At 62.7% G+C, this 12,342-nt stretch carries 11 protein-coding genes; 3 read left to right on the forward strand and 8 right to left on the reverse strand.

All coding sequences use genetic code 11. The annotated features are described in order from the left end of the window. Nucleotides 1–28: 28 nt before the first annotated feature. The 7 genes from HYN69_RS15965 to HYN69_RS15995 form a co-directional block, all read right to left on the reverse strand. Complete coding sequence (locus tag HYN69_RS15965) at nucleotides 29–394, reverse strand: H-type lectin domain-containing protein (protein ID WP_108436616.1); 366 nt, start codon at nucleotides 392–394, stop codon at nucleotides 29–31. Nucleotides 395–498: 104 nt separating this feature from the next. Continuing rightward, the gene (locus tag HYN69_RS15970; RefSeq protein ID WP_108436617.1) at nucleotides 499–891 is read right to left on the reverse strand and encodes a F0F1 ATP synthase subunit epsilon; all 393 of its coding nucleotides are present in this window, start codon (nucleotides 889–891) and stop codon (nucleotides 499–501) included. 9 nt (nucleotides 892–900) lie between these two features. Further along, complete coding sequence (atpD, locus tag HYN69_RS15975; protein WP_108436618.1) at nucleotides 901–2,343, reverse strand: F0F1 ATP synthase subunit beta; 1,443 nt, start codon at nucleotides 2,341–2,343, stop codon at nucleotides 901–903. 17 nt (nucleotides 2,344–2,360) lie between these two features. Next, nucleotides 2,361–3,227, reverse strand: a complete 867-nt coding sequence (locus HYN69_RS15980) for a F0F1 ATP synthase subunit gamma (RefSeq protein WP_108436619.1) — start codon at nucleotides 3,225–3,227, stop codon at nucleotides 2,361–2,363. 22 nt (nucleotides 3,228–3,249) lie between these two features. Next, on the reverse strand, nucleotides 3,250–4,788 hold the full coding sequence (gene atpA, locus HYN69_RS15985; protein WP_108436620.1) for a F0F1 ATP synthase subunit alpha: 1,539 nt from the start codon (nucleotides 4,786–4,788) through the stop codon (nucleotides 3,250–3,252). Then, entirely contained in the window at nucleotides 4,788–5,348 is a 561-nt protein-coding gene (locus tag HYN69_RS15990; protein WP_108436621.1) for a F0F1 ATP synthase subunit delta, read from the reverse strand. The genes atpA and HYN69_RS15990 overlap by 1 nt, the downstream gene beginning before the upstream one ends. 370 nt (nucleotides 5,349–5,718) lie before the next feature. Next, complete coding sequence (locus tag HYN69_RS15995; RefSeq protein ID WP_108436622.1) at nucleotides 5,719–6,489, reverse strand: class I SAM-dependent methyltransferase; 771 nt, start codon at nucleotides 6,487–6,489, stop codon at nucleotides 5,719–5,721. Nucleotides 6,490–6,551: 62 nt separating this feature from the next. Between HYN69_RS15995 and gloB the strand changes: the two genes are divergently transcribed. From gloB to HYN69_RS16010, 3 genes are all read left to right on the forward strand, one after another. Beyond that, nucleotides 6,552–7,313: a hydroxyacylglutathione hydrolase gene (gene gloB / locus HYN69_RS16000; protein WP_108436623.1), complete on the forward strand. Its 762-nt coding sequence runs from the start codon at nucleotides 6,552–6,554 to the stop codon at nucleotides 7,311–7,313. 170 nt (nucleotides 7,314–7,483) lie between these two features. Beyond that, entirely contained in the window at nucleotides 7,484–9,802 is a 2,319-nt protein-coding gene (gene clpA / locus HYN69_RS16005; protein WP_108436624.1) for an ATP-dependent Clp protease ATP-binding subunit ClpA, read from the forward strand. Further along, nucleotides 9,799–10,719: a M23 family metallopeptidase gene (locus HYN69_RS16010; protein ID WP_108436625.1), complete on the forward strand. Its 921-nt coding sequence runs from the start codon at nucleotides 9,799–9,801 to the stop codon at nucleotides 10,717–10,719. The genes clpA and HYN69_RS16010 overlap by 4 nt, the downstream gene beginning before the upstream one ends. Nucleotides 10,720–10,770: 51 nt before the next feature. Here HYN69_RS16010 and HYN69_RS16015 read toward each other — a convergent pair whose 3' ends face one another. Continuing rightward, nucleotides 10,771–12,342, reverse strand: a complete 1,572-nt coding sequence (locus HYN69_RS16015) for a peptidoglycan -binding protein (protein WP_108436626.1) — start codon at nucleotides 12,340–12,342, stop codon at nucleotides 10,771–10,773.

Below are 12,342 nucleotides of genomic sequence, written 5' to 3' on the forward strand. Positions count from 1 at the left end.
AAGGATGCGCCTTGATGGCGCATCCCCGTCACTCGACGTCCCACGAATCCTCGTCCCGCAACGGCCCCACGGCAGTCCAGTCTGCCCGCAGCCGCGCGATCCGCGTGTCGCCCCAGGTGCGGAACACAAGCTGGAATCCCGTCGCCGTCACCAGTTCGGCCGACAGGTCGGCCCGCATATTCGCCATATGGTCGGTGTCCCAAAGCGATATCCCCACGATCACCGCAGGTGACGCGAGGAAGGCATCCTTGAACGTGATCAGATGGCGGCTTTCGCGGTCGCCCTGTCCCGTCCACATCGGGCCGTCGTTGACGTAATCGGAAAAAAGCACCCGGCTGCCCTGTTGGACGCCGATGGTTCCTGTCAGCACGATCTTTGACGCTTTCGATCCCATGGCCGCAAACTAACGGGGTAAAACGGCAAGCGCATGGCGCAAAAAGCATAGAAAAGCCCCGCCTTTCGGCGGGGCCCCTTATTTCAGCCGCAGGTGTTAACGGATCAAAGACCCGTCGCCGCCCGCAAAGCAGCCATATCGGCAACCAGCTTGTCGCCGACGTCCTTGTCCTCGATTGCCGCCGCAGCCTCGCGGGCCTCGGCAGTCAACGACTCGAACAGGGCCGCGTTGGCTTCCTCCAGCGGAACCGCGCGCTCGGCCAGAACCGAAACGCCCGCAGCCGTGATTTCGGCAAAACCGCCGGTCACGACAAAGGCCTTGACCCCGCTGGCCCCCACAGCCCGCAGGATGCCGGGCCGCAGCGTGGTGATGGTCGGGGCATGCCCCTCCATCGCCGTCAGGTCGCCATCGGCGCCCGGAATCTGCACCTCGGTCGCGGCAACAGAGGCAAGCCTCCGTTCCGGCGAGACGAGGTCGAATTGCAGCGTGCCTGCCATGTCGCCCCCTTAGGCCGCAGCCGCGGCGAGACGCTGGGCCTTGGCAACCACTTCATCGATGTCGCCGACCATGTAGAAGGCGGCTTCCGGCAGGTGATCGTATTCGCCAGCCACAACCGCCTTGAACGAGGCGATGGTTTTTTCCAGCGGAACCTGCACGCCGTCCGATCCGGTGAACACTTTCGCAACGTCGAACGGCTGCGACAGGAAACGCTGGATCTTGCGGGCACGGGCCACGGTCAGCTTGTCGTCTTCGCTCAGTTCGTCCATGCCAAGGATGGCGATGATGTCCTGAAGCGATTTGTAGCGTTGCAGGATGCCCTGCACCGAACGTGCCACGTCGTAATGTTCCTGACCAACGATCGTCGGGTCCATCAGACGCGAGGTCGAGTCGAGCGGGTCGACGGCCGGGTAGATACCCAGTTCCGAAATCGCACGGCTCAGGTTGGTCGTGGCGTCGAGGTGGGCGAAGGACGTTGCAGGAGCAGGGTCGGTAAGGTCGTCGGCCGGAACATAGATCGCCTGAACCGACGTGATCGAACCCGCTTTGGTCGAGGTGATGCGTTCCTGCAGCGCGCCCATGTCGGTCGCCAGCGTCGGCTGGTAGCCCACGGCCGACGGGATACGACCCAGAAGGGCCGACACTTCGGAACCGGCTTGGGTGAAGCGGAAGATGTTGTCGACGAAGAACAGAACGTCCGTGCCCGACTGGTCGCGGAACTGTTCGGCCAGCGTCAGACCGGTCAGCGCCACGCGCATACGCGCTCCCGGCGGTTCGTTCATCTGGCCGTAAACCAGCGCCACTTTGGATTCGGTCAGGTTGTCGATCTTGATAACGCCCGAGTCCATCATCTCGTGGTAAAGGTCGTTGCCTTCACGGGTCCGTTCACCAACACCGGCGAACACGGAATAGCCCGAGTGGACCTTGGCGATGTTGTTGATCAACTCCATGATCAGAACGGTCTTGCCGACGCCGGCACCGCCGAACAGACCGATCTTGCCACCCTTGGAATAGGGGGCCAAAAGGTCGATCACCTTGATCCCGGTCACAAGGATCTGGCTGCTCGTCGCCTGTTCGGCAAAGCTCGGGGCGGCGCGGTGGATCGGGCGCGTTTCAGCAGCCGAGATCGGGCCTTTTTCGTCGATCGGTTCGCCGATCACGTTGATGATGCGGCCCAGCGTCGCGTCACCCACCGGCACCGAGATCGGCATGCCAAGGTCGGTCACGGGCGCACCGCGCACCATGCCTTCGGTTCCGTCCATGGCGATGGTACGAACCGTGTTCTCGCCAAGGTGCTGCGCCACTTCGAGGATCAGCCGCTTGCCGTTGTTGTGGGTTTCGAGGGCGTTCAGAATGGCCGGAAGGGGACCATCGAACTGAACGTCAACCACGGCGCCGATGACCTGCGTCACCTTGCCTGCCGCGGCAGCTGCTTTCGGTGCTTTTGCCATAGTGTTTCTCCAGTTCGTCAGAGCGCTTCAGCGCCCGAAATGATTTCGATAAGCTCTTTGGTGATCGCAGCCTGACGCGAGCGGTTGTAGATCGTCGTGTATTTCGTGATCATCTCGCCTGCGTTGCGCGTTGCGTTGTCCATCGCGCTCATCCGTGCGCCCTGTTCGGAAGCACCATTCTCCAGCAGGGCGGTAAAGACCTGCGTCGCCAAGCCGCGCGGCAGAAGGTCGGCCAGAATGGCCTCTTCGCTCGGCTCGTAATCGTACAGTGCAGTGACCGCAGCGCCGTCGAACTTGGCGGGGATCACCTGTTGCGCGGTCGGGATCTGGCTGATCACCGACTGGAAGCGGTTGAAGAACAGCGTCGCCACGTCGAACTCGCCACCGTCGAAACGGCCGATGATCTCGCGCGCGATGGCCTGCGCGTTCACGTAACCCACGCGTTTGACATCCGACAGGTCGACATGGCCGACAAAATTTGCGCCAAGGTCGCGTTTCAGCGCCTCGCGTCCCTTTTTGCCGACGGTCAGGATCTTGACCGTCTTGCCTGCCGCCAGCAGCTCTTGCGCCCGCAGACGCGCCAGACGTGCGATGGTGCTGTTGAAGCCCCCGCACAGCCCGCGCTCGGCAGTCATCACCACCAGCAGATGCACCTTGTCCGACCCGGTCCCCGCCAACAGGCGGGGCGCCGAGGTCGACGATCCAGCCGCAGCCGCCAGCCCCGCCATCACGGAATTCATCCGCTCGGCATAGGGGCGTGCAGCCTCGGCAGCATCCTGGGCCCGGCGGAGTTTAGCCGCCGAAACCATCTGCATCGCCTTGGTGATCTTGCGCGTGTTCTTCACGCTCGCGATCTTGTTTTTCAGGTCCTTAAGGCTGGGCATCGTTTATCTCCCTGCCCCGCCCTCAGGCGAAGTCTTTCGCGAACTTGTCCAGTTCGGCACGGATCGCTTTTTCCAGATCACCGGAAACCTTGCGGTCCTTGGTGGTGATGTCGTCAAGCAAAGCCTTGCCAGCGCCGCGCAGGTGCTTCAGCAGACCGGCCTCGAAACGGCCAACGTCCTTGACGGCGACCTTGTCGAGATAGCCGTTGGTGCCCGCAAAGATCACGCAGACGATCTCGGCGTTGGTCAGCGGCGAATACTGGGCCTGCTTCATCAGCTCGGTCAGACGCGCGCCACGGTTCAGCAACTGCTGGGTCGACGCGTCGAGGTCCGAACCGAACTGCGCAAATGCCGCCATTTCGCGGTACTGCGCCAATTCAAGCTTAACCTTGCCGGCGACCGACTTCATCGCGTTGGTCTGTGCGGACGAACCCACGCGGGAAACCGACAGACCGGTGTTCACTGCGGGGCGGATGCCCTGATAGAACAGTTCGGTTTCAAGGAAGATCTGCCCGTCGGTGATCGAGATCACGTTCGTCGGGATAAAGGCCGAAACGTCGCCGCCCTGGGTTTCGATGATCGGCAGCGCGGTCAACGAACCCGAACCGAGGTCTTCGTTCAGTTTGCACGACCGCTCCAGCAGGCGCGAGTGCAGGTAGAACACGTCGCCCGGATAGGCTTCGCGTCCCGGCGGACGGCGCAGCAGCAGCGACATCTGGCGATACGACACGGCCTGCTTGGACAGGTCATCATAGATGATCAGCGCATGGCGGCCGTTGTCGCGGAAGAATTCCGCCATCGCGGTCGCGGCATAGGGGGCGAGGAACTGCATCGGCGCCGGGTCCGAAGCGGTCGCGGCAACCACGATCGTGTAGTCGATCGCACCGGTTTCCTCGAGCTTCTTCACCAACTGCGCGACGGTCGACCGCTTCTGGCCGATGCCGACATAGATGCAATACAGCTTCTTGCTTTCGTCCGAACCGGCAGCTTCGTTATACGATTTCTGGTTCAGGATGGTGTCGAGCGCCACGGCGGTCTTGCCGGTCTGGCGGTCGCCGATGATCAATTCGCGCTGGCCACGGCCAACCGGGATCATTGCGTCGACGGCCTTCAGGCCGGTCGCCATCGGCTCGTGCACCGATTTGCGCGGAATGATGCCCGGCGCTTTCACGTCGGCCACGCGACGCTCGGTCGCGGCGATCGGGCCCTTGCCGTCGATCGGGTTGCCCAGACCGTCAACCACGCGGCCCAGCAGCGCGTTGCCTGCGGGCACGTCCACGATGGACTTGGTGCGCTTGACGACGTCGCCCTCCTTGATGTCCTGGTCGGAACCGAAGATCACGACGCCGACGTTGTCGACTTCGAGGTTCAGCGCCATCCCGCGGATACCACCGGGGAATTCAACCATTTCACCGGCCTGGACATTGTCCAGCCCGTGCACGCGGGCGATCCCGTCACCCACCGAAAGAACACGGCCCACTTCGGCCACTTCGGCATCCATGCCAAAGTTCTTGATCTGCTCTTTCAGGATCGCAGAGATCTCAGCAGCCTGAATTCCCATCACCCAACCTCTTTCATTGCATTCTGGAGAGCCGCGAGCTTCGATTTGACCGACGTGTCGATCATGGTCGAGCCCAGCTTGACGACCAACCCACCGATAAGTGTGCTGTCGACGGCGGTTTTCAATTTCACGTCCTTGCCGACCCGCGCTTTCAGCGTGGCGGCCAGTTTCTGCGCCTGATCGGCGGTGAGTGCGGCGGCACTCGTGACCTCGGCGGTCACTTCGCCCTTTTCGGTGGCGATACGCGCGAGCAGGTCGTTCACAAGGTGCGGCAACACGAACAGGCGGCGCTTTTGCGCCATCAAGGCCAACGTGTTCGCCACGAGGGCCGAAAGACCCATCTTCGCGGCGATTGCAGTGATAGCACCCGTCTGTTCGTCGCGCGACACGAGCGGCGAGCCGATCATGGCCACAAGTTCCGGGCTTGCGGCCAAGGCGGCAGCAAGCGCATCGGCATCCGCTTCAAGCGCGACAAGGCCGCCTTCTTCCTTCGCGAGGTCGAAAAGCGCCGTCGCATAGCGTGCGGCGATGCCAGTTGAGATCGAAGCTGGTTCGGACACGTCAACCCTTCCGCTGTCTTGGCCCTGTCCCGCTGACCTGCGGGCAAAGCAATTAGGTGGCGCACGCTGCTGCGCGCGTCGGCTCTAGATTTTGCGCGTCATTAGCAGAGGTCCATGCACCCCGCAATCGCTTAGGTCGCGCATCGTCAAAGGAATAATCCAAGTTTTTCTGTGCGCGCTGCGGCCGCCAAGGCACCTGCGACGCTTTGCTGCAAGCCGCCACCGGGCGGGGCGGGGAATCAAACGGCCAACCGGCCTGAAACCAGAGTTTGACACAAACTCTGCATCGGAAATTGACGCAATTTCCGGGCGCTCCGCATCAACCCGCACGACCTCGAAATCCGCGTCGGATTTCGGCGCGGAATTTGCGTCAAATTCCGCCTTCCCCGCGTGTCATCGCCGGTTCCGGCACGCCCTTGCCCACGCCCTCCAGCACCCGCAGCGGGCGTCGCACCACCGCGCCCAATCCGCCCCGTGTCGGCGCGTAAACCTGCTTGCTGGCCTCGACCATCAGCACGCCCCCTGCCAGCCACGGGCCGAAGCGGCGACCGAAACTTTCCCAGAAATCCGCCGTCCGCAGCCAGAACCGGCTTTGCGCGGGCGGGGCGAACAGCGCGGCGCAGGTGCGTTCCGGCGTAAAACCATGCCGTTTGATCTGGGTTTCCAGCTGGCTCATCGAATAGGGGCGGCCAAAGCCAAAGGGCGTGCCGTCGCGCCGCGCCCATAGCCCCGACCGGTTGGGCACGATGAACAGCGCCTTGCCCCCCGGCCCCAGCACGCGATGCGCCTCCTGCAACACTTCCGAAGGATGTTCCGATGTTTCCAGCCCGTGCAGCATCACCAGCCGGTCGATGAAGCCCGTGGAAATCGGCCAATGCTCTTCCTCGCACAGCACCGACACGTTCTCCAGCCCCGCAGGCCAGGGCATCACCCCCTGCGGCCCCGGCATCAGCCCGATCACCCGCCGCGCCTCGGTCATATAAGGGCGCAACAAGGGCACCGCGAAACCGAAGCCCGCCACGGTCTGCCCCGCCTGCACCGGCCACATGTTTACGACCTGATCGCGGATCGCCCGCTGCGCCACGCGGCCCAACTGCGTGCGATAATAGAAATTCCGAAGGTCGAGCACATCGAGGTGCATTGCACTTGGCTTTCCTGCCGGTCCAGACTGGCACCAGAATAGCGAAGAACGGAGCGAAGGCCATGGCGCTTGAACTGGTGACGATCCCCTGCCTCAAGGACAATTACGCCTACCTCCTCCACGATCCCGCAACCGGCGCCACCGCCTGCATCGACGTCCCCGAAGCGCCGCCGATCCTTGCGGCCCTGGCCGAACGCGGCTGGCAGCTTTCAGAAATCTGGCTGACGCATCACCACTGGGACCATATCGACGGCGTCGCAGCCCTTGTCGCGGCCACGGGAGCCCGCACCTTTGGCGCCAAAGCCGACGCCCACCGCCTGCCCCCGCTCGACACCGCGCTTACGGGCGATTTCACCTTTGCAGGGCATGCGGTGCAGGTGATCGACGTTCCGGGTCACACCGTCGGCCACATCGCCTTTCACCTGCCGCAAGCGAAACTCGCCTTCACCGCCGACAGCCTGATGGCCGCAGGCTGCGGCCGCCTGTTCGAAGGCACGCCCGACCAGATGCACGAAAGCCTGCAGAAACTGGTGACACTTCCCCCCGAAACCCTGATCTGCTCGGGCCACGAATACACCACCGGCAACATCCGTTTCGCGCTGACCCTTGAACCCGCGAACGCCGCGCTTATCTCTCGGTCAGAACTGGTGGCAAGCCTTCGCGCTGCAGGGAAACCCACCGTGCCCGTCATGCTTTCCGAAGAACTGGCAACCAACCCCTTCCTCCGCACCCACAGCGCGGAAATAAGGGCCAACCTGAACCTTGGCACCGCATCCGATGTCAAGGTTTTCGCCGAAATCCGGTCCCGCAAGGACAGCTTCTAGGCAAAACACCCGCCGTCCGTTCACTTTTTATCACCCTTCGGCGGCAAACCGAAATTAGCGCCAAATAGTCCTTGAAGTGTGGCGAATAAAGCCGAACTCTAGAACCATGAGGCCACGGTCGGAGCGGGTCTTGCAGACCCCGACCGACCCGCAGGACAGGAGCACCAAACGTGCCGTCATTTTCAACCACCCTCGAGCAGGCCATTCACGGCGCCTTGGCGCTGGCGAATGCACGCAGACACGAACTCGCCACGCTGGAGCATCTCCTTCTGGCCCTGATCGACGAACCCGATGCCGCCCGCGTGATGAAGGCGTGTTCGGTCAACCTCGATGATCTTCGCAAGACGCTGGTGGAATTCATCGACGACGACCTTTCCACCCTCGTCACCGATGTCGAAGGCTCCGAAGCGGTGCCCACCGCCGCCTTCCAGCGCGTCATCCAGCGCGCCGCAATCCACGTGCAGTCGTCAGGCCGCACCGAAGTGACCGGCGCCAACGTGCTGGTCGCGATCTTCGCCGAACGTGAATCGAACGCCGCCTACTTCCTGCAAGAGCAGGACATGACCCGTTACGATGCGGTAAACTTCATCGCGCATGGCGTGGCGAAAGACCCGTCCTACGGCGAATCCCGCCCCGTTTCCGGCGCCGAAGAGCATCAGGAAACCCCGAAAGCCGAAGCAGGCGAGGCGAAGGAATCCGCCCTGTCGAAATACTGCGTCGACCTGAACGTCAAAGCCCGCAAGGGCGATGTCGACCCCCTGATCGGCCGCGATGCCGAGGTAGAGCGTGCCATTCAGGTCCTCTGCCGCCGCCGCAAGAATAACCCGCTTCTGGTGGGCGATCCGGGCGTGGGCAAAACCGCCATCGCCGAAGGTCTGGCATGGAAGATCGTCAAGAAAGAAGTCCCCGAAGTTCTGGCCCATGCCACGATTTTCTCGCTCGACATGGGCGCGCTTCTGGCTGGCACCCGCTATCGTGGCGACTTTGAAGAACGCCTGAAAGCGGTCGTCAAGGAAATGGAGGATCACCCCGACGCGATCCTGTTCATCGACGAAATCCACACCGTCATCGGTGCAGGTGCCACGTCGGGTGGCGCGATGGATGCAAGCAACCTGCTCAAGCCCGCGCTTCAGGGCGGCAAACTGCGCTGCATGGGTTCGACCACCTATAAAGAATTCCGCCAGCACTTCGAAAAAGACCGCGCCCTGTCGCGCCGCTTCCAGAAGATCGACGTGAACGAACCTTCGGTCCCCGATGCGATCAAGATCCTGATGGGTCTGAAACCGCATTTCGAGGAACATCACGACCTGCGCTACACCTCTGACGCCATCAAGTCGGCAGTGGAACTGGCCGCGCGCTACATCCACGACCGCAAACTGCCCGACAGCGCAATCGACGTGATCGACGAGGCCGGTGCCGCCCAGCACCTGCTGCCCGAAGGCAAGAAGCGCAAGACACTCGGCACCAAAGAGATCGAGGCTGTCGTGGCGAAAATCGCCCGCATCCCGCCCAAGAACGTGTCCAAGGACGATGCCGAAACCCTGCGCGACCTTGAAAAAACGCTCAAGCGCGTGGTCTTCGGTCAGGACAAGGCCGTCGAGGCCCTGTGTTCGGCGATCAAACTCGCCCGCGCCGGCCTGCGCGAACCCGAAAAGCCCATCGGCAACTACCTGTTCGCCGGACCCACGGGCGTGGGTAAAACCGAGGTCGCCAAGCAGCTCGCCTCCTCGCTCGGCGTGGAACTGCTGCGCTTCGACATGTCGGAATACATGGAGAAACACGCGGTTTCCCGCCTCATCGGTGCGCCTCCGGGTTATGTCGGCTTCGATCAGGGCGGCATGCTTACCGATGGCATCGACCAGCACCCCCATTGCGTCCTGCTTCTGGACGAAATGGAAAAGGCGCACCCCGATGTCTACAACATCCTCTTGCAGGTCATGGACCACGGCAAACTGACCGACCATAACGGTCGCACGGTCGATTTCCGCAACGTCATCCTGATCATGACCTCGAACGCGGGCGCGTCGGAAATGTCGAAATCGGCCATCGGTTTCGGCCGTGACCGCCGCACGGGTGAAGACACCGCCGCAATCGAGCGGACCTTTACCCCCGAATTCCGCAACCGCCTTGACGCGGTGATCTCCTTCGCCCCCTTGGGCAAGGAAATCATCCTGCAAGTGGTCGAGAAATTCGTGCTGCAACTCGAAGCGCAGCTTCTGGACCGTGGCGTTCACATCGAACTTTCGCCCGAAGCCGCACTTTGGCTGGGTGACAAGGGTTATGATGACAAGATGGGCGCCCGCCCGCTTGGCCGCGTGATTCAGGAATACATCAAGAAGCCGCTGGCCGAAGAACTGCTGTTCGGCAAACTGACCAAAGGTGGCGTGGTCAAGGTTCTGGTCAAGGACGGTGAAATCGTCCTGAACGTCGAAGAACCCGCCAAGCCGCGCCTTACGGGGTCGAAACCGCCCCTGCTAACGGCGGAATGATCAGGCTATCAGCGATATCATTGGCCCTCGCCCTTCCGGCGGGGGCCTTTGAATTGGTGCAGCCGGTCGATTGCACCATCGGCACCACCTGCTTCGTGCAAAACTACTTCGACCATGACGCCAGCCCCGGCGTGGCTGACCCGTTCTGTGGCCCGCTGGGCTATGACGGCCATGACGGCACCGATTTCGCCATTCCGACCCTTACCGAGATGGAGGCAGGTGTCACCGTCCGCGCAGCGGCGGGTGGCACCGTCCGCGCGATCCGCGATGGCGTGCCCGACACCCAACCCTTCCCCGCAGGGCAGGATTGCGGCAACGGCCTCGCCATCACGCACGCAGACGGCTGGGAAACCCAGTATTGCCACATGAAACAGGGCAGCATCCTCGTCGCCGCAGGCCAAGCGGTCACGGCGGGCACCCCCCTCGGCCAGATCGGCCTGTCTGGCAACACGCAATTCCCCCACCTGCACCTCTCGGTCCGCAAGGGCGGCAAGGAACTCGACCCCTTCGCCCCCGAAGCCACCACCTGCGGCGGCGTGACCGATGATCTCTGGCGCGACCCGATGCCCTATCTTGCCGGCGGCATCGTCGGCATCGGCCTTTCCCCCGCCGTGCCGGAATTCGATGCGATCAAGGCAGGCACCGCGCCCACCGCCAGCGCGACCTCTCCCGCGCTCGTCATCTGGGCGCATCTGTTCGGCCCGCGTCAGGGCGACGAACTGACCCTTTCCATCATCGGACCCGAAGGTGAGGTGATTTCCGACACAGTCACCATCGACCGCACGCAGGCCCGTTCCTTCCGCGCCATCGGTCGCAAGGGCGCGAACTGGCCAGCTGGAGATTACACCGCCAGCGTGGTCCTTACCCGCGACGGGGTCGAACTCGACCGAAGCTCTGAAATAATGAACCTGCGTTAAGCCTTTTTGCCGTTTCGTCTGCACAGGGTGTGCATCGGTTGTGCATCGCGCCTACCGCTCGGTCAGCTTCAACTCGATCCGCCGGTTCATCGCCCGCGACGCCTCGTCATTTCCGGCCGCCACGGGGCGATATTCGCCAAATCCGGTCGCCGCCAACCGCTCGGGCGGAAAGCCAAGACCCGTCTGCATATAGCGCACGACTGACAGCGCGCGGGCCTGCGAAAGCTCCCAGTTGTCGCGGAAAAGCCCGTTGCCCGACAGCGGGATATTGTCGGTATGGCCGTCAACCCGAATGATCCAGTCGATGCCTTCAGGGATTTGATCCTTGATTTCATTCAGGATTTTCACCACCCCCGCAATCTGCGCCTGCCCTTCGGGTGCCAGATCGGCAGCACCGGGCTGGAACAGGACCTCGGACGAAAACACGAACCGGTCGCCGACAACCCGCACGCCCTGCCGCCCGTCCAGCAGTTGCGACAGCTTGCCGAAGAATTCCGACCGATACTTGGCAAGGTCCGCATTTTCAGCCGCCAACCGCACCCGTTCGGCCGCTTCCATCTCGGCGCGCTTCCTCTGTTCCGAAGCCACCTGCGCCAGCGCCGCGTTAAGCTGTGAGCCGAGGTTTTCCAGCTGGACCTTGGCCGCAGCATCCTTGTCCGCCGCCTCGTTCAGCACCGCTTGCAGGCTTGCCAACTGCCCCCGCAAAGACGCGATCTGTTCGTTCAAAAGCGCCATTTTGCGCTGCGCGTCCAGTGACTTGGCCTGTTCCTCGCTCAGCGCCTGACGGGCAATTTCCAGCGCCGCATCCTTGCCCGTCACACCCTCGGTAGCCTGCGCCGCCGCTGTCTTGGCCGCCGCCAAAAGCGTTAACGTATCCTCGGCTTCCTTGCGCTTTTCCTCCAGCGCCAAGGTCATCGCGGTGATCTCGTCATCCGAAGATTTCAGCCTTTCCCGCAGCTCTTCCAAGGCCTTGGCATCCACCAGACGCGCCGCCTCGGCATCCGAAAGCCGCGCGGTGGCCTCGGTCGATTGCTTGCGAAGCGTCTCGACCAATGCGGCCAAAGCCTCGCGCCGCGCCGCCGCCAACCGCGCCTCTTCGGCCTGCTTGTCGATTTCGCCCCTTGCCTGCGCCAGCGCAAGCTGCGCCGCCTCTTGCTCGGTCAGCAGTTTTTTCTGTGCATCCTCAAGCTCTTGCACCGAAGCGGTCAGGGTCTGCTTGTCGGCAAGCAGCGACGCCACCTGCGCCTCGAAGCTGACGATCTTGCCCTGCGCCGCCGCCAGATCACCCTGCGCCGTGGCCAACTGACCGGAAAGTGAAGCGATCAGCGACGCCTGCTGTTCCCCCTTGGCCTGTGCCGCGGCCAGTGACGCATCCAGCGTTGCGACCTGCGCCGTCAGGTCCGCCGCCCTCTGCTTCTCGATGCCCAGCGCATCGGCCAGTTGGGCAATCTGGTCGGTCAGGCTATCCAACTGATTCGATTGGGTATTTATCTCGTCGCGCAGCACAACCTGCATCATGGTAAAGATGGTCAGGATGAACATCATCACCATCAAAAGCGTGGTCACGGCGTCCACGAACCCCGGCCAGATCATCGCTGAATCGCGCCGTGACCGCAGGCCCAT

The organism is Gemmobacter aquarius, assembly GCF_003060865.1.
Classification (GTDB): Bacteria; Pseudomonadota; Alphaproteobacteria; order Rhodobacterales; family Rhodobacteraceae; genus Paragemmobacter; species Paragemmobacter aquarius.

What these genes read in the sequence shown, in the direction of transcription:
- atpD (WP_108436618.1), bottom strand. Translation starts at nt 2,343, where the DNA reads ATGGCAAAAGCACCGAAAGCAGCTGCCGCGGCAGGCAAGGTGACGCAG.
- HYN69_RS15965 (WP_108436616.1), bottom strand. Translation starts at nt 394, where the DNA reads ATGGGATCGAAAGCGTCAAAGATCGTGCTGACAGGAACCATCGGCGTC.
- atpA (WP_108436620.1), bottom strand. Translation starts at nt 4,788, where the DNA reads ATGGGAATTCAGGCTGCTGAGATCTCTGCGATCCTGAAAGAGCAGATC.
- HYN69_RS15995 (WP_108436622.1), bottom strand. Translation starts at nt 6,489, where the DNA reads ATGCACCTCGATGTGCTCGACCTTCGGAATTTCTATTATCGCACGCAG.
- HYN69_RS16010 (WP_108436625.1), top strand. Translation starts at nt 9,799, where the DNA reads ATGATCAGGCTATCAGCGATATCATTGGCCCTCGCCCTTCCGGCGGGG.
- gloB (WP_108436623.1), top strand. Translation starts at nt 6,552, where the DNA reads ATGGCGCTTGAACTGGTGACGATCCCCTGCCTCAAGGACAATTACGCC.
- HYN69_RS15970 (WP_108436617.1), bottom strand. Translation starts at nt 891, where the DNA reads ATGGCAGGCACGCTGCAATTCGACCTCGTCTCGCCGGAACGGAGGCTT.
- HYN69_RS15980 (WP_108436619.1), bottom strand. Translation starts at nt 3,227, where the DNA reads ATGCCCAGCCTTAAGGACCTGAAAAACAAGATCGCGAGCGTGAAGAAC.
- HYN69_RS16015 (WP_108436626.1), bottom strand. Translation starts at nt 12,342, where the DNA reads ATGGGCCTGCGGTCACGGCGCGATTCAGCGATGATCTGGCCGGGGTTC.